The sequence below is a fragment of the Paraburkholderia youngii genome (genome assembly GCF_013366925.1).
In the GTDB taxonomy this organism is placed as follows: Bacteria; Pseudomonadota; Gammaproteobacteria; order Burkholderiales; family Burkholderiaceae; genus Paraburkholderia; species Paraburkholderia youngii.
Map to the genome: position 1 here is coordinate 504,618 of NZ_JAALDK010000002.1, position 20,243 is coordinate 524,860.

The 20,243-nt window shown below is 63.2% G+C and carries 16 protein-coding genes; 8 read left to right on the forward strand and 8 right to left on the reverse strand.

Going from position 1 to position 20,243, the window contains the following annotated elements:
• Positions 1–4 precede the first annotated feature (4 nt).
• A complete protein-coding gene (locus tag G5S42_RS33635) occupies positions 5–1,018 on the reverse strand; it encodes a LacI family DNA-binding transcriptional regulator (RefSeq protein ID WP_246392254.1) in 1,014 nt (337 codons plus the stop codon).
• Between the two features lie 157 nt (positions 1,019–1,175).
• Between G5S42_RS33635 and G5S42_RS33640 the strand changes: the two genes are divergently transcribed.
• Both G5S42_RS33640 and G5S42_RS33645 read left to right on the forward strand, forming a co-directional pair.
• Entirely contained in the window at positions 1,176–2,009 is an 834-nt protein-coding gene (locus tag G5S42_RS33640) for an NAD-dependent epimerase/dehydratase family protein (protein WP_176111081.1), read from the forward strand.
• 177 nt (positions 2,010–2,186) lie between these two features.
• Positions 2,187–2,579 carry a hypothetical protein gene (locus tag G5S42_RS33645; RefSeq protein ID WP_176111082.1) on the forward strand — a complete coding sequence of 131 codons (393 nt, stop codon included), beginning with the start codon at positions 2,187–2,189 and terminating at the stop codon, positions 2,577–2,579.
• Positions 2,580–3,126: 547 nt separating this feature from the next.
• Here G5S42_RS33645 and G5S42_RS33650 read toward each other — a convergent pair.
• Both G5S42_RS33650 and G5S42_RS33655 read right to left on the reverse strand, forming a co-directional pair.
• On the reverse strand, positions 3,127–3,933 hold the full coding sequence (locus tag G5S42_RS33650; RefSeq protein ID WP_312883674.1) for a hypothetical protein: 807 nt from the start codon (positions 3,931–3,933) through the stop codon (positions 3,127–3,129).
• 433 nt (positions 3,934–4,366) lie between these two features.
• Positions 4,367–5,230 (reverse strand): class I SAM-dependent methyltransferase, encoded by an 864-nt coding sequence (locus tag G5S42_RS33655; protein WP_176111083.1) that lies wholly within the window; start codon positions 5,228–5,230, stop codon positions 4,367–4,369.
• A gap of 621 nt (positions 5,231–5,851) precedes the next feature.
• Here G5S42_RS33655 and rbsK point away from each other — a divergent pair.
• The 4 genes from rbsK to G5S42_RS33675 are packed head-to-tail and all read left to right on the forward strand — an operon-like array spanning position 5,852 to position 10,329.
• Positions 5,852–6,805: a ribokinase gene (gene rbsK, locus G5S42_RS33660; protein WP_176111084.1), complete on the forward strand. Its 954-nt coding sequence runs from the start codon at positions 5,852–5,854 to the stop codon at positions 6,803–6,805.
• A 53-nt stretch (positions 6,806–6,858) separates the two neighbouring features.
• Entirely contained in the window at positions 6,859–8,178 is a 1,320-nt protein-coding gene (locus tag G5S42_RS33665) for an MFS transporter (protein ID WP_176111085.1), read from the forward strand.
• 38 nt (positions 8,179–8,216) lie between these two features.
• Complete coding sequence (locus G5S42_RS33670; RefSeq protein WP_176111086.1) at positions 8,217–9,176, forward strand: Dap2 family DHDPS-related protein; 960 nt, start codon at positions 8,217–8,219, stop codon at positions 9,174–9,176.
• Between the two features lie 58 nt (positions 9,177–9,234).
• Positions 9,235–10,329 (forward strand): LacI family DNA-binding transcriptional regulator, encoded by a 1,095-nt coding sequence (locus G5S42_RS33675; RefSeq protein ID WP_176111087.1) that lies wholly within the window; start codon positions 9,235–9,237, stop codon positions 10,327–10,329.
• A 193-nt stretch (positions 10,330–10,522) separates the two neighbouring features.
• On the opposite strand, the gene G5S42_RS33680 is transcribed toward G5S42_RS33675, so the two are convergent.
• On the reverse strand, positions 10,523–12,199 hold the full coding sequence (locus G5S42_RS33680; RefSeq protein ID WP_246392256.1) for a methyl-accepting chemotaxis protein: 1,677 nt from the start codon (positions 12,197–12,199) through the stop codon (positions 10,523–10,525).
• 347 nt (positions 12,200–12,546) lie between these two features.
• On the opposite strand from G5S42_RS33680, the gene G5S42_RS33685 reads away from it, so the two are divergent.
• Positions 12,547–12,717 (forward strand): hypothetical protein, encoded by a 171-nt coding sequence (locus G5S42_RS33685; protein WP_176111088.1) that lies wholly within the window; start codon positions 12,547–12,549, stop codon positions 12,715–12,717.
• A gap of 15 nt (positions 12,718–12,732) precedes the next feature.
• Here the strand turns inward: G5S42_RS33685 and G5S42_RS33690 are convergent, their stop codons facing one another.
• From G5S42_RS33690 to G5S42_RS33705, 4 genes are all read right to left on the reverse strand, one after another.
• On the reverse strand, positions 12,733–13,539 hold the full coding sequence (locus G5S42_RS33690) for an oxidoreductase (RefSeq protein WP_176111089.1): 807 nt from the start codon (positions 13,537–13,539) through the stop codon (positions 12,733–12,735).
• Positions 13,540–13,612: 73 nt separating this feature from the next.
• The gene (locus G5S42_RS33695) at positions 13,613–16,753 is read right to left on the reverse strand and encodes an efflux RND transporter permease subunit (protein ID WP_176111090.1); all 3,141 of its coding nucleotides are present in this window, start codon (positions 16,751–16,753) and stop codon (positions 13,613–13,615) included.
• Positions 16,750–17,865 (reverse strand): efflux RND transporter periplasmic adaptor subunit, encoded by a 1,116-nt coding sequence (locus G5S42_RS33700; RefSeq protein WP_176111091.1) that lies wholly within the window; start codon positions 17,863–17,865, stop codon positions 16,750–16,752. The genes G5S42_RS33695 and G5S42_RS33700 overlap by 4 nt, the downstream gene beginning before the upstream one ends.
• Positions 17,866–17,946: 81 nt before the next feature.
• A complete protein-coding gene (locus G5S42_RS33705; RefSeq protein WP_176111092.1) occupies positions 17,947–18,564 on the reverse strand; it encodes a TetR/AcrR family transcriptional regulator in 618 nt (205 codons plus the stop codon).
• Between the two features lie 95 nt (positions 18,565–18,659).
• On the opposite strand from G5S42_RS33705, the gene G5S42_RS33710 reads away from it, so the two are divergent.
• Positions 18,660–20,123 (forward strand): efflux transporter outer membrane subunit, encoded by a 1,464-nt coding sequence (locus G5S42_RS33710; protein WP_176111093.1) that lies wholly within the window; start codon positions 18,660–18,662, stop codon positions 20,121–20,123.
• Positions 20,124–20,243 lie beyond the last annotated feature (120 nt).

Consider the following 20,243-nt stretch of genomic DNA (forward strand, 5'->3'; position numbering starts at 1 on the left):
CGTGTCAGCCGCAGGCCGCGGTCGATTCACGGACGATGAGCCTCGGCTCGAACGTCGAATGCCCGGCCACCGAGTGGCCCGCGAGCGCGTCGATAAGCTTTTGCATCGCGAGCTCGCCCATCTTCTCGCTCTGGATGTCGACGGTGGTCAGCGCGGGCGCTGCGTACTCGCCGTACGGGACGTTGTCGACGCCGGTCACCGACAGCTCGTGCGGCACCCTGATGCCGAGCGACGCCGCCTCTTTCATGAAGCCGAGCGCGATCAGGTCGTTGTAGCAGATCACCGCCTGCGGCCTGCGCGGACCGAGCATCACGCGCGAGCACGCGTCCTCGCCTGCATGCGCGGTCGGCGCGTGAGCGTCGTACACGTCGAGCGTGAGGCCGGCTTCCTCGAGACACTCGCGCGCACCGCGAATGCGCTCGTCGTTGATGCGCGCCTGCCCGAAACCGAGGTAGGCGATATGACGATGCCCGAGGTTCAGCAGATGCCGCGCGAGCATGTAGGTTGCGAGCCGGTTGTCGATGCCGACGCTCGGGAGCGGCAGCGCATCGCTACGTCTCAACAGCACAAGTGGCTTGTCGAGATGGAGCAGCCACTGCGCCTCGTCGTCGGGTATCCGCGAGCTGACGATCAGGCCGTCGACGCGCTGCGCGAGCGCTTCGATCAGCGGACGCTCGCGCGCCTGGTTTTCGTCGGTGTCGACGAGCAGAAGCGTGTAGTCGTGGCGCAGCGCGACGCGGTTGGCGCCCTTCACGACATTCGTGAAGTGCGGATTGCTGATGTCAAGAATGGTCAGCCCGATGGTGCGTGAGCGGCCGGTGATCATCGATCGCGCAAGCGGATTGGAGCGGTAGCCGAGTTCCTCGATCGCCGCCTTCAGGCGCGCCTCAACCGGCGCGGAGAAGCGCTGCGCACCGTTGATGTACTTGGACACCGTGGCGACCGACACGCCAGCCGCAGCGGCGACGTCACGAATCGTTGGAAAGAGTTTTTTCATGCGGAAGGTAACGTTTTCCATTTTGTTAACAGATTGTCGCAGGAAACGCGGGCAGCGGGCAAATGCCACCAGCTTAAACCGCCCAGCTGCTGGCGATGCGCTCGACAATTGGCGCTGCATATCGCCCGTCGTTTTGGAAAACGTTTTCCAAACTATCTTTTTTCAGGAATTTTTCTTGATGAACCAAACAACCACAGCGTCGCTCAAGCCCTTCCGGCGTCTGCTTCTGACCGGCGCCGCCGGCAACCTGGGCCGCCAGTTGCGCGGCGCGCTCGCCAACTGGGCCGATGTCGTGCGCGTGAGCGACATCGCGAAGCTCAGCGAACCCGCGCCACATGAGGAAACGACCATCGTCGATCTGGCGGACCGGCGGGCGGTGATGCAGCTCGTCGAGGGCGTCGATGCGATCGTGCATCTCGGCGGCATCTCCATCGACGCCCCGTTCGAGGATCTGCTCGGAGCGAACATTGCCGGCACATACAACGTGTATGAGGCCGCGCGCAAGCACGGCGTCAAGCGCGTCGTGTTCGCGAGCTCCAATCATGCGATCGGCTTTCATCCGGTCACCGAAGTGCTCGACACCGACGCGCCGCAGCGCCCGGACAGCCTCTACGGCGTGACGAAGTGCTTCGGCGAGGCGCTTTCGCGGTATTACTACGATCGTTTCGGCATCGAGACGGTGTGCCTGCGAATCGGCTCGTCGTTCGAAGAGCCGAAGAATCCACGCATGCTCGTCACGTATCTGAGCTATCGCGACTTCATCGAACTGGTGCGGTGTTCGCTGTTCACGAGCCGCGTCGGGCACGTGGTCGTGTACGGCGCGTCGAACAATCCGGTCAAGTGGTGGGACAATACGAAAGCCAGCTTCCTCGGCTTCAACCCGCGCGACAGCGCTGCGCAGTTTGCAGAACGTTTCCCCGCGACTGCACCGGGCGACTCGCACGACGACCCCGCGCAACGCTTCCAGGGCGGCCCATTCGTGCTCGGCGAGCCGATGGAGGCGAAGCGGTGAAGCAGCGCTCGCAAGATCGTGCCTCCCCAACTCGCGATAAACGGCATACAACTTCAAACCGTCGTCGGGTTTGCACAAGCCCGTGGGCCCACAGTCGGCACTTCGATTGCGGCCGCGGCGACGACACTCCCGGACCCGCCCACGCTTCAATAACGCTCAGGCGAGTTCCACTGGACCGTGGTCATCGCAGTGGTCGCCGTGCGGGTGATGAAGATGGCCGTTAACCAGATAATCGACATGATCGCCATGCGGTACTGGGTCGTGTCCGCAGCCCGGGCCGTGGATGTGGCCCGGTTCATGGCCACCGCAGTCTGGTGTGCATTGGTCCGGATTTTTTGCGCTAACGTCGATCTTGTGTTCGTCCACGTGATCGCCGTGCGGATGGTGCAAATGGCCATCGTGCAGATAGTCTATGTGATCGCCATGCTTGATTGCGGTGTGTCCGCAGCCCGGGCCATGTTGATGGTCATGGTGTGCGTGATGCGGTTCGCTGCAAGTGCTCATGCCTGCCTCCTTTTTCCGTCTGGCCGCACGGCAACCTTCGACGGCCACCTGCCTACTCTCCATTGAAGGGTGCTTCGACGCTTGAAACCTGCCTTGCAGGCAGTTGCACTTCCGGGAGACGAAACCGAAATGCGTCGGCCTCACTGGAAGGATACTCCTTGCTCGCTCGGAGGAAGACACGAACGACTTCCATGCAAGTGCGAGACCGCTCAATTAGTGAAACGCGTAGTTCTTCGTGCTGTTCAAATGTCGCTCTTCGGTCTGAAGTCTGGCGGGAAGCCGACGCTCGCCGGTCATACCGGAATGGCTCAGTTTGGCCGCATCGAGGCAGTGCCCTCTGAAATTTGCTCGCTGCAAACCGGCCATTGAGCGAGGCCGGATGAAACCTCGGTCAGCCTAACTGGACGACGACCTCGACCGGCCGTTCATGGCCGATGGGGTGAAGTCGCCAACGGCCGCTTATTGGCACTCCGGTTCGCGAAAACTGGATTTATTTGACTGACCGGTTTGGAGAAGGTCATCTGACCGGAGGGTCGATTTCGGATATTTGATTAGTCTGACTCCGATGACGTTCGAACGAGAGAGGGTGTAGCGACGCGTTGCCCATGGCTCTTTACTTCGACAGACGCAGCTTCTTCGATAGCACGATACCCCGCTGCGGGCTCACCAACCAGATGGCGTGAATGTCGGTGTAAAGGGTCGAGGTTCTTGTCGTGATGTCGGTGGGCTCGTCATTGCTGGGATCGCTATGTTCGCGTCGGTCGGTCAGGTAAGGCGGCGCCATGCTGCACATCAGCACAATCGCGAAGTCTCCATTCGCTTCGTCGAACGCCGCCTGCGAGAGTGTCACGCGTCCGTGAACCTTGGTTTTGGTCCGTTCACCGGACTTGAGCACAATCAGATCGATATGTTGGATGTACCCCTTAGCCTTCGCCTCTGGCGCCACCACCAGCCCTCGACCGCGTTGTCCGGTAATGGTTTTCTTGAGTAGGATCGCTCCCGGCTTGTTGTCGTCGGCTAGATCTACGTCTACCGTCAACAGGTGCGTCTTTGACTGATATCGGATTCCGTAGGGCGCAGGTACGACGAAAGCAAGGTCGCGCTCGAGACTGGCTTTCGGCGAGTCGAGCTCGCTGGGCGCCTTAAGGACAGGGACGTGGATCAGGTTCCTGATGCGAGCGCTCAACGAACGCGAGTCGGCATCGAATCTCTGGCCCGCCAAAGCGTCCCTGATGGCAACCGGGTCGTCGCCGACGAAAGGCTGAGTCGACAGGACATCTGCAGAGGCGGAAATTTCAGGCTCAATCGCATTGGGAACAGTGGCTGAGTCTGACGACATCCCGGCGTGCGCCAGGAGCGACATGCAAACAAGGGTGCAAGCGACGTTCGAACGGACCAGCACGGTTTTGAGATCAGCCACGACAAACCCCTCCAGGATCAAGGCAGTCTATCGCAAAGCCTTACATGGGAAACTCGACCGCGCGACAGCGGCCGTAGGCACGGGCTCGATCCGTCTTTCATCAGTTCAGCAACCCAAACGGCAGCAAGGCCGAGAACTTCGGGGCCAAGATCGTTGTTCGAATGGCTGTTCCACTTTGGAAGCTGCCGTAGTGATCGCGTTGGGTCGAAGGGCACATGTGAGTCGAACTGAGCCCGACCCCTCGGACTCAGTCCGGCCACAAACTACCGGTCACATGCGCGGCCGGCAGGCCGCTCAGGAGTCGGCTCTGCTTCACAACAGGCCATCTGATTGTCACAACGCGAGCGCTCGTTCATCGGCCAGAAGGGACATCAATCTGAGCGGCCAAAGACGCCCAGCTCCACCGAGGGGGTTTCTCCCCTGTTAATCCCTGTCAGCGTGCCGGATTGCGTGCCATGACGATCCACGCCGCGCCGTCGATCATCACCGACCGCTCGCCGGGCAGGCCCGCGAAGGCGGCGCGAACCGCGGCCGACGCGCGGGCGCGGATGTCGTCGGGCTGATCAACGAGCGCGCGCGACAGTGGGCCGACCTCGAGCGTCATCTTCACCGCGTCGTCGATCGCAGCGTCCCGCGTCCCGCCCTCTCCGAACGGGACGGAAGCATCGAAGGGCGCGATAGCGATATCGGCGAAGCCGGCTGCGGTCAGGATGCGCGACACCCGCCCCCGGTCGCCGAACGAAAATGGGCCGGGCGCTTCGGGATCGGGCGGCGCGCTCGGCGGGAGGATGCCCTTGATCGCGCCCATCGGCAGGCGCACCCAATCGTTCTCGGCCGCGCCGCGCCAGCAGGCGAAAGCGACCCGCCCCCCCGGCCGCAGCGCGCGTCGCATATGGGCGAACGCTCCTGTCGGATCGTCGAAGAACATCACGCCGAAACGCGAGAACAGGATGTCGAACGCGCCCTCGGGCAACTCGGCGCTGCTGGCGTCGGCCACCCGGAACAGGGCCGGCGTATCCTGTGGCGCAAGCGCGCGCGCCCGGCTGATCAGCGGTTCGGATATGTCCACGCCCAGCACTTGGCCCCTCGGGCCGACGCGGGCGGCCAGAGCCAGACTCGATGCGCCCGCGCCGCAGCCGACGTCCAGCACGCGCTCGCCCGCCGCGGGCGCGGCGGCTTCTATCGCGGCCTGGCCGAACACCGCCACCATAGCGTCGAGCCGGGCCTGGTTGGCGACCCAGCGCTCCCCGCTTTGACCATTCCAGTCGGTCACCTGATAAGCATTTTGCTCTGTCATGTCATCTCCTTGCTCTGATTCCTTCTTAACTAGCTACCCTTTGTCGAGGCAAGGGGGAGCCGAACCTCACCCGCATCGTAATGACCGAAGAGCCGCGTACGTTCATGGACGTACTTCGCTTCGCTGCATTGCGTACATTGATCATTGCCGGAATGCGCGGAGGCAAAGTTGGGCTGTTTGCCTACCGATTGGAAGCGGGAGCGTCCTTACTTCGATTCGAACGGGCGGCCACTTGGCGAACGCGGTGGTATCTCTACTCCCCTGATGATCCGACATTTCGCCGAGAAAAGGCAGGACGAAGAGTCTGATAGCCGGGTACTTTACGAGGAGACTCAGCCAGTGCCAGACATGTTCCGGGCGCTGCTAACGGAGACGCTTGACCGCTTAGCCGCAGTCACAGAACCCCTCCGCGCTCCCGCCCCCGACATTTGGATCTGGCTTTGACAAGTGAATGGGCGCCATGTCATCAGCTTTTTAGGGGACTTCCCGAGGGTCGTGACTTTTGGATTGCGTCGTCGTGCCTTGGCGGGTAATGTAAGCGCTAACACGTTTCGAATTGCAACCTTCACCGGTCCTCATTGCATGTCATCCTTGGAAACTATTGAAAATGTAAGCGCTAACATGCGCTCCAGCGAAGCACCCTCCTCGGTCCGGATCATCGTCGCGGGTAGCGCGAACATGGATCTCATGGTGCACGCGGAGCGTCTGCCGGCGCGGGGGGAAACCTTGCTCGGGGGCGGGTTCGCCACATTCGCCGGCGGCAAAGGCGCCAATCAGGCGGTCGCAGCGGCGCGGCTCGGCGCTTCAGTGGCGATGCTCGGCTGCATCGGAGACGACGACTTCGGCGCTCATCTCCGCGCGCGTCTGGACAGCGAGCACATCGACACGGCGCACCTGCACATGGTGGACGACATGTCGAGCGGCATCGCCGCCATCACGGTGGCCGCGGACGGTGCGAATACGATCGTCGTTTCGCCGGGCGCCAACGCCGCGCTTACTCCCGCTCACGTCGATGCGGCGCAAGACGCCATCGGCGCCGCCGGCATGCTGATTTGCCAACTCGAGGTGCCGCTCGACACCGTGCGGCATGCCATTTCAGTCGCGGCAAGGCTCGGCACGCCGGTGCTGCTGAACCCGGCTCCGGCACAGCCGCTTGCGGACGCGCTTTACCAGCAGGTCAGCTATATGGTTCTCAACGAGACCGAGGCCCACTTGCTGACGGACGTGCCCGTCGATGGCCCGGCGTCCGCGCGTGAAGCCGCAGCGCACCTGCGTGCGAAAGGCGTGGAGACGGTGATCGTCACCCTCGGCGCCGAGGGCGTCTGGTACGCGACAACCGGGGAGGAAGGTCACCTGCCCGCGCCACGCGTCGATGCGATCGACACCACGGCGGCCGGCGATACCTTCGTCGGCGGCTTCGCAGCCGAGCGCGTGCGCGGCGCCAGCATTCGCGACGCGATCGAGTTCGGACAGCGGGCCGCGGCGCTCAGCGTCACGCGTCAAGGCGCGCAGGCATCCATTCCGACCCACGCCGAAGTGCGGGCGCAACCCGCGTTCCCGGCAACGGTTCGATAGACCCGGCTGCGCGGGATCGCAGCCTATCCACAACACAATATGGAGACGACAGCATGAACCCAACCCCCGTGTCCGAGCAGGCACCTGCGCGCGTGCGCCGCGCCCAGATCGTGGCGCTGACGCTGCTGATGGTGAGTGGCATCGTGAACTATCTCGATCGCGGCACGCTCGCGGTCGCGAATCCGCTGATCCGCAAGGATCTCGGTCTGTCGCTCGGGGAAATGGGGCTGCTGCTGTCGGCATTCTCCTGGAGCTACGCGCTCTTCCAACTGCCGGTCGGCGGCCTCGTCGATCGCATCGGACCGCGCAGGCTGCTCGGAGTCGGCCTGATCATCTGGTCGCTCGCGCAGGCCGCGGGCGGCATCGTGTCCACCTTCGGCTGGTTCGTCGTCGCGCGCATCGTGCTCGGCATCGGCGAGTCGCCGCAGTTTCCGTCGGCGGCGCGCGTCGTGAGCAACTGGTTTCCGCTGCGTGCGCGAGGCAAGCCGACCGGCATCTTCAATTCCGCGTCGCCGCTCGGCACGGCGCTCGCACCGCTGTGCCTGTCGGTGCTCGTCGTGGAATTTCACTGGCGCTGGGCCTTCATCGTTACCGGCGCGCTCGGTCTCGCGGTTGCGGTGATCTGGCTCGCTATCTATCGTGATCCAAACCCCTCTGCGCTCACTGCAGAGGAACTGCACTACCTCAAAGGCGACGCCGCGCAGACGAAGCCTGCCGAGCAGCTCAGCTTCGCCGATTGGCGCGCGCTGTTCTCGAACGTCACGACTTGGGGGATGCTGATCGGCTTCTTCGGCTCGGTCTATCTGAACTGGGTTTATCTGACCTGGCTGCCTGGCTACCTGACGACAGAGCGCCACATGACTCTGATGCACACGGGAATCGCGGCCTCGGTGCCCTTCTTCTGCGGCTTTCTCGGCGCGCTCTGCGCAGGCTGGTTCTCCGACCTCATCACGAAGAGGAGCGCCTCGCCGGTGGCGAGCAGGCGCAACGCGGTCGTCATCGCGATGCTCGGCATGGTGGCGTTCACCGTGCCGGCCGCACTCGTCGAAAGCAATACGATCGCCATCGTCTGCATCTCGGTCGTGATCTTTCTCGCCAATGCAGCATCAGCCTGCTCATGGGCACTGGCAACCGCAGCCGCACCGGCCAACCGCGTCGGCTCGCTCGGCGCCATCCAGAACTTCGGCGGCTTTCTCGGCGGCGCACTCGCGCCCATTCTCACGGGCTACATCGCGCAGGCGTGGTCCTTCGTGCCGGCTTTGCTGACGGCCGCGGGAATCGCCTTCGTCGGCGCAATGAGCTATCTCTTCCTCGTGCGCAAGCCGATCGAGTTCGAGACCGAACCGGGTACGCCGGCTCGCGCTCACGCCTGAGAAGCGTCATTTTCAATTCTCAAGAGGACAACACCGACATGACCCTCCCCACTTCCCTGCCGCGCTCGACGCGCTCGATCGAAGGCATCGTTCCCGTCATGCTGACGCCTTTCGACGACGCCGGGACCATCGACTATGCCGGGCTCGAACGACTGATCGAGTGGTATCTCGCGCATGGCTCGGACGCGCTCTTCGCGGTCGCCCAGTCGAGCGAAATGCAATTCCTGAGCCTCGACGAACGCGCCGCGCTCGGCCGCTTCGTGGTCGAGCGCGTCGCCGGCCGTGCGCCGGTCGTGGTCTCAGGCCATATCAGCGACGATCCGGAGGCGCAAGCCGAGGAGCTGAACGCGGCCGCGGCGACGGGCGCGGACGGCATCGTGCTGGTGACGAACCGGCTCGATCCGCGCCGCGAAGGCACCGAAGCGTTCACGGCGAACCTGCGTCGCCTGATGAGCCGCCTTCCTTCCGACATTCCATTGGGGCTGTACGAGTGCCCCGCTCCTTACCGGCGCCTGCTGTCCGACGACGAGCTCAAGATGTGCATCGATACCGGCCGCTTCGTGATGCTGAAGGACGTCAGCTGCGATCTCGACACCGTGAAGCGCCGCGTCGCGCTGGCGAAGGGCTCGCCCCTGAAGATCCTGAACGCGAATGCCGCGATCGCGTGGGACGCGATGAAAGCCGGCTCGGCGGGTTTCAACGGTGTGTTCACGAACTTTCATCCGGACCTGTACAACTGGTTGCGCAACCGCGCCGACGAGAATCCGGCGCTCGCACACGAGCTTTCGACTTTTCTCGTACTCGCGGCGGTGTCGGAGGCGCTCGGCTATCCGGCGCTCGCGAAGATGTATCACCAGCGGATCGGCACTTTTCAGTCGATTCGTTGCCGCGCAATCGACTACGACGTGCGCGAGCGCTTCTGGGCGCTCGACGCGGTGCTCGACCGTATCGTCGAAGGCACCGAGCATTTCCGTTCGCGCATCGCCGCCGGGTTTTGACCATCCGTCACCCCGTCGCGGGTAAGATGACGGGCGTTCTTTTCGAATCACACCGTTGATGCCTCGCTCCTCTGACTCCGCCACTCTCGAAGAACCGTCGCCGACCGGACGTTCGGCCGGCGTGCGCGCCCGCCGCGGCGCGGGCCGCCCTGTCCTGTCGGATGTCGCAAAACGCGCGGGCGTGTCCACGGCGACGGTATCGCGCGTCTACAACGAGCCCGGCAAGGTGTCCGACAGCGTGCGCGAGCGCGTCGAACAGGCCGCGCTGGAGCTGAACTGGTTTCCGAATGCGGCCGGGCGCGCGCTCGCGTCCACCCGCAGTCACATTGCGGGCATCGTGATTCCCACGCTCGACGATCAGGTCTTCGCCTCGCAGGTGAGCGGCATGCAGGCGGAGTTCGCCGCGCGCGGCATCACCCTTTTTCTAGGATGTTCGAACTACAACCCCAATGAAGCGCTCTCTCAGGTTCACGCGATGCTCGCGCGTGGCGTGGAGGCTATCGCGGTCGTGGGCGAAGTGCATCCGCCGGAACTCTTCGAAGCGCTGCGCGTGTGGCGCGTGCCCTACGTCGTGCTCTATGCGTGGCGCGAGGGAAGCCCCCACGATTGCATTGGCTTCGACAACCGCGCGGCCTATGAGCAGATCACCGAGCATCTCGTCGCGCTCGGCCACCGGTCATTCGCGGTCTGCATCCAGCCGACGCGGGATAACGACCGCGTGCAGGCGCGGCTCGCGGGAATTCGCGTCGCGCTCGAACGTCATGGTCTCGCGGTTCGGCCGGAGCATCTGATCGAGGGTGAATCCACGCTCGATTTCGGGCGGCGGGCGTTGCGCGCGCTCTGGCAACAACCGGGGCCGCGTCCAACCGCCGTGATCTGCGGCAACGATCATATTGCGCTGGGCGTCTTACGGGAGGCGGAAGAACTCGGCATCGCGATACCCGAGCAGCTTTCGGTCACCGGCTTCGACGATCTCGCGATCGCGCGCGAAGCGCGGCCGCCACTGACCACGATGCATGTGGACACGCGCGAGATCGGCACGGTCGCCGCGAAGCATCTGCTCGATGCGCTGGATGGACGACCGACGCGACAAGGGTATGCCGTGCCGGTGGAATTGAAAGTGCGCGGGTCAACCGGGCCGTGCGTGGGATGAGTGTTGTTGATGTCCTGCAGCCTAGGGGCACGGAGGCGCGCTCTTCGAAGTAGCTCGATAATCTGATCGAACAGCACCATCGTCGCATTACAGCGATGCCTGGATTCGATCGGTTCAGAAGTACCGCGGCTCGCTCTTTTTGGTTGCGCACGAGCCGCATCTCGCCAACATCTACCGCCTCCCGAGCGCAACGTTACGTGTAGGCTGCCCTATTCCGGGGTGCTCGCGGCGCGGTCCGCAGCCGTGCTACCGGGACGCTTGCCGGGGCAGCAGCTCCGCCCGTTGCGTGCGCAGCGGCCTGGGAATCCAGACGGAAGAACGAAACCGCCTGGTTCAGCTGCCTGCCCTGATCCTCGAGCGATTTCGACGCCGCCGCCGCTTCCTCCACCAGCGCGGCATTCTGCTGCGTCACTTCGTCCATCTGCGTAATCGCCTGATTGACCTGCTCGATCCCGCGGCTTTGCTCGGTCGACGCGGCTGCGATTTCTCCCATGATGTCGGTCACCCGCGCCACGGCCTGTGTCACCTCCGCCATTGTCTTCCCCGCCTCGTTGGCAAGCGACGACCCATTCTGGATCTTCTGCACGGACGCGTTGATCAGATCCTTGATCTCCTTCGCGGCACTGGACGAGCGCTGAGCGAGGCTGCGCACTTCGCTCGCGACCACCGCGAACCCACGTCCCTGCTCGCCTGCACGGGCGGCCTCCACCGCGGCATTCAGTGCGAGGATGTTGGTCTGGAAGGCGATCCCCTCGATGATCCCGGTGATATCCGCGATTCTGGTGGAACTCGTCCTGATTTCGCTCATCGTATCGACCACCTCGCCAACGACCTGGTTGCCCCGTCCCGCCACTTCGGATGCGTTGGCCGAGAGCGAGCTCGCCTGCTGTGCGTTCTCGGCGTTCTGCTTCACCGTTGACGTCAGCTCCTCCATGCTTGCCGCAGTTTCCTGCAGTGACGCAGCCTGCTGTTCTGTGCGCGTGGAAAGATCCACGTTGCCCGACGCGATCTGGCTCGAACCTGTCGCGATACTGTCGGCGGAAGTACGAACCTGACCGATCAGCTGAACGAGGCTAGCCTGCATCTTGCCCATCGAGGCGAGCACGCTTCCGGTCGGCGCACTGTTCGCCCCCGGCACCGGGCTCAGATCGCCGCCGGCCACGCGCTGCGTCACTTCGACCAGTGCCACGGGCTCGGCGCCCAAAGCGCGTAGCAGGCTGCGGGTGATGACTGCACCTGCCACGACCGCCAGCACGAGCGCAGCCAGACAGATTGCAATCAGCAGATTCCGCTGAGTCGCGAATTGATCGCTCGATTGGCGGACCATTTGTTGTGCGCGTTCACGGGTGAAGTCCTCGTACTCGTTGGACGCCTTGATCAGAGCCGAAAGCAGTGGCCTGCATTTGGTATCAATTGCCGCAATCGCCGCGTCGCGCTGATTACTCACCGCCAGCCTGTTGATTTCCAGGGCCACGGGGCGGTAAAGCGCCTCGATCCTGGGAAGTTCGGCCGCGAGTCTGCGTGCGTTGTCGCTCATGTCGGAAGCGCCCGCTACCATGGCATTGAACTTTTCCAGGTTAGCCTCGACTCTGCGTTCAGCGTCGATGACGGCGGCCTTTTCCAGCTCGATGTCCTCAGGCGTGGTGACCAGCACCAGATTGCGCACCGCCACGGCACGATCATCAACTGCGGTGCGGACCCCTTCAGCCACCGTGGCCCGTGCGTTAATACCATTGATGTAGCCGGAAAAGCGGTCATTCGCGTCGTTCAGCTCCTTCAAAGCGAGTCCTGAAACGAGCAGTACAACAACGGCCAGTGCTCCGAAAGCCACCGTAAGCTTTGTCTTCACAGACAAGTTATTCAGGATCATTTTTCGCTTCCATTTTCGACGGAAAGACACGTAAATGCGGGCGATCGTTCTTGATGCCCGAGTCACGCACCGGTATGCGGCCGCGCCCGTGAAAACTGATGCGCCTCGCATATGCATTTACGGCGGCAGACTTAATGAACTGAAGCCAGGATTGCCCCGCCTATCGAATGCGCAAACGTTGGCGCGATATTGATTTGTTCTATCGGGAATTAGATATGGTTTAAGCGCGTTTTTATCAGACAAAATAGGATCGGCGAATATAGGAGACCACACCAATTTTCTCTGGCGTTGTAAATCAATCGTGATATTCGCGAAAGCGATTTTTAAATTCGGTTGGCAGTCCAGACATGAGTTTGCGAGGTCACGACGTCGTCTATCACCGCGCTGACGAGGAAGACCGCTCTGAGGCCAGACCGTTCGCCAATCCTTCCGAGCGCACCGTCTTCCTCGATGTCGCGGTGGCCGCGAGTGGTCCGGCTCGGCGAGCGACGCGTTTCAACCTGGCTGCTGCGACGTGAAATCGGTAGGCGACTTCACGAGAGTCCAAATGTCTTTCTCAGGTTTGCGTCGACGGGCCCGGCAGGCATGAAGCGACGCAATTTGCTTAGGAGAGAAGCGTGGCCTTTTGGAGTGCGCCTCATTCTCCATGCGGACAACGCGGAATCGACAATCGTGGTTGCGACGCCATCAGGTGCCGGCGCCTCATTGACATTTTTTTGAATCGCGCGGGACACGATGGCGCGCTCATCGTCATAGGCTGCGATTTTGGAAGCCGCATGCGGTGCATTGAGATCCAGATTGGTCCTGGTATAGGAAGGCTCGACAAGCACCACGCGGATTCCTAATTTACGCACCTCATGGTCCAAGGTTTCAGACATTCCCTCGACGGCATGCTTGGATGCTGAATAGAGCCCCATGTACGGAGCCGGAAGGAAGCCCAGCACTGAGCTCACATTGACGATTCTTCCCGAACGTTGCGAGCGCATGTGCGGCAGTACCGCGCGTGTTGTGCGCAAAATCCCGAAAACGTTGGTATCGAATAGCGACTGAGCCTCGGCAATCGACGTTTCTTCCGTCGCGCCGAGCAGCGTCACGCCCGCGCTATTGACAAGCACATCGATGCGCGTGGCTTCCGCGATGACGCTCTGGATTGCATGTTCCACTGAGGCGTCGTTACGGACATCCATCTCGACCAGCACAACACCGGGTATCGATCGCGCGGTTGTAGCGTTGCGTACGGTGCCGAATACCCGGCAACCCCGGCTGGCAAACTTCTCCGCGGTGGCTCGTCCGATCCCCGACGACACACCAGTAACAACGACGACTTTAGAATTCGACATGACAGTTCCGTTCGATGCAGGTGAATGGGATAAATAGCGGATCAGCCGCTCCGATCGATCTTGCAACCAAGGTTCATTGCCTGGCAGCGAGCACATCCTGCGGCATTTCTTTCGCAGGCTGCGCCTGCTCATGCCTGGCTCTGCGCAGATTAGTCGTATCGCCCGGCCGAATCCTGAACCAGATGGAATACATGGCCGGCAGGAACACCAGGGTCAGGATCGTTCCTGCAAAAGTGCCACCGATCAGCGTATACGCGAGCGTCCCCCAGAACACCGAATGGGTCAGCGGGATGAACGCCAGGATCGCCGCCAGCGCGGTCAGGATCACGGGTCGCGCACGCTGCACGGTTGCCTCGATCACGGCATTGAACGGAGCCAGCCCGGCCTGTTCGTTCTGGTGAATCTGGCCGATCAGAATCAGCGTGTTGCGCATCACTATCCCCGATAGCGCAATGAGGCCGACCAGCGCATTGATTCCGAACGGCTGCCGGAAAAGGATCAAGGTTGGCACGACACCGATCAGTCCCAGCGGGCTGGTCAGAAAGACCATGACCATCGCGGAGATCGAGCGCACCTGCAGGATGATGATGAGCAGCGTGACCGCCAGCATGATCGGAAAGAGCGGCAACATGGCTGTCGTCGCCTTGCCTGATTCTTCGATCGAGCCAGCCTGTTCGATGCGGTAGCCGTCCGGCAGCTTGTCCATGATGGGCCGAAGCTGCCTCGTGATCGCCGTCGATACGTCTGGCGGCTGCAAGCCATCGGCGATGTCACCGCGCACGGTGATCGTCGGCATCCGGTCGCGCCGGCGCATGATCGGTTCCTCCATGCGCACGTCGACCTTGCCCACCTGCGACAGCGGGATGCGCTGGCCGTTGGCGCCAGCCAGCGTGAAGTCGCCGATCCGCGCCGGGTCGAGCCGGACCTCGCCGGCCGAACGCGCGATGACCTGCACCGTGCGAATGTCCTCGCGGACGACGGTGACAGGCACGCCGGTGAGCAGGAATTGCAGTTGTTGCGCGACCGCGCTCGATGTCAGCCCCACGGCCTGCAGCCGGTCCTGCTGCAAGGTGAAGTGCAGCGTGGGCGTGCGCGTGCCCCAGTCGGTGTTGACGGTGCGCATCATCGGGCTCGCATCCATCACCTGCTGAACCTGCTCCGCGATACCGCGGAGCTTGTCCGGGTCCGGACCCGTGACCCGGTAAGCAACCGGGAACGGCGAATACGGGCCGAATACGAGTTGCGTGACGCGCAGGCGCGCCTCAGGGGCAAGCCCATCGGCGATTGCCTGGCGCAGCCGCTGTTTGAGTGCCTCGCGCTCGTCCTGGTTGTCCGTGCGCACCACGATCTTGGCAAATGATGGATCGGGCAGCTCCGGTCCCATCGAGAAGTAGAACCGCGGTGCGCCCTGACCGACATAGGCGGTGACGATTCTCGCTTCCTTCTGTCTCGCCAGCCAGGCTTCGACCTTCGCTGTGGCGGCGCTGGTCTGGGCGATCGACGTGCCATACGGCATCTGCACCTCGATCAGCACTTCAGGGCGGTCGGAGATCGGGAAGAACTGTTTCTTGACTACCGCCATGCCAAGGACGGCCAGCACGAAGAGGCCCACGACCGAACCGGCGACCAGCCACTTGCGCGCAATGACGCGCTTCAGCAGTTGACGGAAACCGTTGTATCGCGGCGTGTCATAAAGCGCGTCGTGGCCGCCTTCGACTTTCCTGAAGTCGGGCAGCATCTTGACGCCGAGGTAAGGTGTGAACACCACGGCGACCACCCACGATGCGATCAGCGCGATCCCGACGATCCAGAACATGTTGCTCGTGTACTCGCCCGCAGTGGATCGGGCGAAGCCATTGGGCATGAAGCCGACCGCCGTGACCAGCGTGCCGGACAGCATCGGCGCCGCGGTATGGCTCCAGGCATAAGCGGAGGCGGCAACGCGGCTGTAGCCCTCTTCCATCTTCACCACCATCATTTCGATGGCGATGATGGCGTCGTCCACCAGCAGGCCCAGCGCCAGGATCAGCGATCCCAGCGTGATGCGGTCGAAGTTCTTGCCAGTTGCGAGCATCACCAGGAAGACCACCGCCAGGGTCAGCGGCACGGCCGCGGCAACCACCAGGCCCACGCGCCAGCCCATGCTCACGAAGCTCACCAGCATGACCACCAGCAGGGCCGCGAAAAACTTCACCATGAACTCATCGACCGCCGAACTGATGTTGACGGCCTGGTCGGTGACCTTGGTCAGGCTCATGCCGAGCGGCAGCCCGCCGTTGATCGCGCCCACCTCGCGGTCCAGCGCGCGACCCAGGTCGAGGCCGTTCCAGCCGTCGCGCATCACGACGCCCAGCAGCAGGGCAGGTTCGCCGTTGTTGCGGATCAGGAACGTCGCCGGATCTTCATAGCCACGCGTGACGGTGGCAATGTCCGATAGCTTCAGCGTGCGTCCCTGCGCCACGACGGGCGTATCGCGGATCTTCTGCAACGCGTCGAACGCGCCGTCGAGGCGGATGAACACCTCCGGGCCCCTGGTCTCCACCGAGCCGGCGGGCGTCAGCGCATTCTGGCCGTTCAGCGCGGCGAACACGTCCTGCGGACTGACGCCCAGCGTTGCCAGACGGTCATGCGAAAACTCGACATAGATCCGCTCCGCCTGCTCGCCAATGATGTTGACCTTCTTCACCCCTGGCACGTGCAGCAGCCGCTGGCGCAGCGTCTCGGCGTCGCGTACCAGCAGGCGCTGCGGTTCGCCTTTGGCCTTGAGCGCAAACAGCGCGAAGGTGACGTCTGCGTATTCGTCGTTGACCATCGGCCCGATCGCACCAGGCGGCAGGTTGCCTGCCTCGTCGCTGATTTTCTTGCGGGCCTGGTAGAACTGTTCCTGCACTTCCGAAGGCGGTGTGCTGTCGAGCAGGGTCAAGGTCGTGAAGGCGAGGCCCGGCCTTGTGTAGGTCTCCGTACGGTCGTACCAGCGCAGCTCCTGCATGCGCTTTTCGAGCTTTTCGGCGACCTGGTCCTGCATTTCCTGCGCGGTGGCCCCCGGCCAGGCAGTGATGATGGTCATCACCTTGACCGTGAAGGCGGGATCTTCGGCACGGCCGAGCTTGAAGAATGAAACGAGTCCGGCCAGCGAGATCAGGCAGATCAGGAACAGGGTGATGGAGCGCTCGCGCACAGCGAGCGCGGAAAGGTTGAAACGACCTTCGCTCACGGACGGGCTCCCTCGGTTGCGGTCACAGGAGCCTGGCCCGCCACACGGACCAGTTCACCCTCGCGTAGCAGATGCGCGCCGAGCGCGACGATCCGGTCGCCTTGCTTGATCTGGCCGTTGATGCGGACGTCGTCGTCATCCACGTGCTCGACCGTGACCGCCCGCCAGGAGACCTTTGGCGGCTCGCCGTCGACGACCCATACTCCCGGTCCCTTGCCAGCATCGAAAAGGGCGCCAAGCGGCACCTTCAGCGCGCTTGGCACGGAACGACGCGCATCCGGAATCTGGATGGTGACCGTTGCTCCTAGCGGTGCATCGGACAGCGTGCCGTCGAGCACGTACCGAGCCTCGAAGGTGCGGGTGAGCGGGTCCGCAGCATCGGACAGTTGCCGCAATTCGGCGGGAACCATGACGTCCTGCTTGCCGAAGAGCGTTGCCTGCGCTACGGAACCGACCTCAGGGCGCAGGGTTTCCGGCAACTGGATGACGGCCTCGCGACGTCCTGCGTGAGCCAGGCGCACCACGGTCTGCCCGGCGTTGACGACCTGCCCGGGCTCGGCCAGCGTTTCCATGACGACACCATCGGCGTCGGCCACCAGCTCCGTATAGCGACTCGCATTAAGCGCGACGTCGGCTTGGGCTGCGGCTGCGCTGAGCTGGGCTTTGGCAGCATCGGCCGCGGCCTTGACCTGGTCGTAGGCCGAGGCGGAAATGGCGCCCGTGCCGCGCAGATCGTGGTAGCGCGCTTCATCCTCTGCCGTCTGCTGCGCCCGTGCCCGCGCGGCAGCGACGGCCTGCTGCTGCGCCTGCGCGGCCAGCTTCAGATCGACGGGGTCGATGCGCATGAGCGGCTGGCCGCGCCTGACGCTCTGCCCGGCGTTGACCAGCCGCTCGAGCACCTTGCCGGAGACCCGAAACCCCAGGTCGCTCTGCACCCGGGCGGCTACGGTTCCGGTAAATGAGCGCGAGGCAGGCGGTGCGTCCCGAACGATGGCGGCATGCACCAGCGGCGCCTCCGTGCGCGGATCGGGCGGTGCTTTTGCGCCGCAAGCGGCCAGCGCAAACGGCAAGGCGAAGACGACGGCTGAGGTAGCGAGGCGGCGCGCAAGCATGAAAGACCCATCGACGAAAGGATGATGGATCGCATTATGGTTCTAGTGACCAACATAGTCAACGGTCACAAATGGTGTGCGTTAAGGTGAGAGGCTGCGGAGCACCAGACTGGACAGTTTCGCCGGCGCCTCCTCGGTGTAATCGAAGCTGTGCTGCAGGATCAACGGGTTGAGGTACGGGCGTAAAACGAGGTAGATCGCCATCGCGGTCTCGTCCAGCGGCGTCTTGCGCTCGAAGTCCCCGCTTTGCCGCCCCTCCTGGAGGACGTCCTGGAGCAGCTTCTGGATGCGCTCTTCATAGGCGCGCGTCGCCTGCCATTGCTCGGTGGCGGCCGACGCTGCAATCTCGTAAAGCTTGCGGTCCTGGGAGAACAGGCGAAGGCTCGCCTCGACGATCGCCTTGAACATCCGCCGCAGTTTCTCTGGCGGCCGGTCGACCTCTTCGACGGCAGCTTTGACCTCGCTTTCGATCTCGCGCAGGCAGTTCGCGCAGATCATCTCGCCAATAGCCTGCTTGGACTCGAAGAACTTGTAGATATACGCCTTGGAAAAGCCGATGGACTTGGCGAGATCAGAGACGGTCGTTTTCTCGTAGCCATACCGGCTGAAGTGCTCGGTGGCCGCGGCAACGATCTGATCGCGCACGTCATGGTCGGCTGGGCCGCGGGCCGAAATGGGATAGGTGGCTGCATTTTTCATGGTTCCTAGCTTACCGCCGCCCCCAAAAACCGACAACAAGTGACTACATTGTATTATAGTCACCTTTACTCGTCCTCGTCGCCCGGAAGAAGCTCATGCTGCCCAAACGCACCCTTGCCATGCTTATCGTCGCCAGCCTTTCGGCAGGCTGCGCGGTAGGTCCCGATTACGTTCGGCCCGATGTACCGATGCCGGAGCGGTTCATGGGCCAGACTGCGGTCGATCAGCGGCATGCAACGGCCACTGCGGACCTCGTCACCTGGTGGACGGCGTTTGGCGATCCGCAACTGACGCGATTCGTCACGCTTGCGCTGGAGCAGAACCTTGACCTCGCGCAAGCTTCTGCTCGTGTCGCCCAGGCACGTGCAGCACTTGGGGCGGCGAATGCCGCGCTGCTGCCTTCCGGCAATGTCAGCGGCCAGGCAGCCAGGGTCTACCAGTCCGTTGAAACGCCCCTCGGGCGAGTTTTGAACTCGACGCCCGGTTTCGACCGCTACGGCAACCAGTACGAAGCCAATCTCAGCGCGAGCTGGGCACTGGATGTGTTCGGAGGCCTGCGTCGTGGACGGGAAGCGGCGCTCGCCGAGTACGAGGCTTCGCAAGCCGGCGCCGCGGCCACACGCCTGGCCGTGGCGGCACAGACCGCCGACATCTATATCAGCATCCGCGGATTGCAAGCCCGTCTGAACGTCGCGCGGCTACAGGTGCAGACGCAGCAGGATCTGCTCTCCACCATCAACCTTCTGTATGGCAAGGGGTTGGCAGCCGAGCTTCAGGTAAGACAGGCCGAGGGGGCGCTTGCCCAGGTCCAGGCCTCGGTCCCGGTCCTCGAGACGGGCCTCGACGCGGCCATGAACGCACTGGATGTGATGCTCGGCGCGCAGCCCGGCGTACATCGGGCCGAGCTGCTCGAAGCTGGCGACATCCCCGTCCCCCCGCAGATCGGAGCCACCGGATCGCCGCGCGAGTTGCTCAGGCGGCGGCCAGACCTGATCGTGGCCGAGCGACACCTCGCCGCATCGAATGCACGTATCGGAGTGGCCATCGCCGAGTACTACCCCAAGGTCTCCCTTAGTGGACTGATCGGCAGCGCGACATCCGTGGCCAGCGGCAATCTGTTCACGAGCGGCGCCAGCCAGGCCGCCGGCGTGCTGGGTCTGCGCTGGCGTTTGTTCGACTTCGGCCGGATCAATGCGCAGATCAGCCAGGCTAAGGGTCAGGAGGCCGAGATGCTGGCTGCCTATCGGCTTGCCGCATTACATGCGACTGAGGACGTGGAGAACGCTTTTTCGGCACTGGTCAAGCGCGAGGAACAGGCTGCTGCGCTCACGCAGGGCGTGGACTCGCTCGGCCGCGCAAGAGCTGCCTCGTTTGCAGCCTATCAAAAAGGCGTGGTCAGTCTGATTGAAGTCCTGCAGGCCGACGACAGCCTGCTACGCACCTCCGATGCGCGAGTGCAGGCACAAACGGAATCAGCCCGCGCAGCAGTCGCTGCTTTCAAGGCGCTCGGGGGTGGTTGGCAACCCAGCGAATCCGAAGCGACGGTCGCCACCAGGTAGCTAGCGCACGCGCCGAAAGCACGCAAAGCGGCGCCGGAAATTTCGCAATCTTTGTTCTTCGATGGCCGTTGATGAGGACTCCGCTTCGCCCGCGCAGCGGAGCGGCTACCTGTCGAAAGG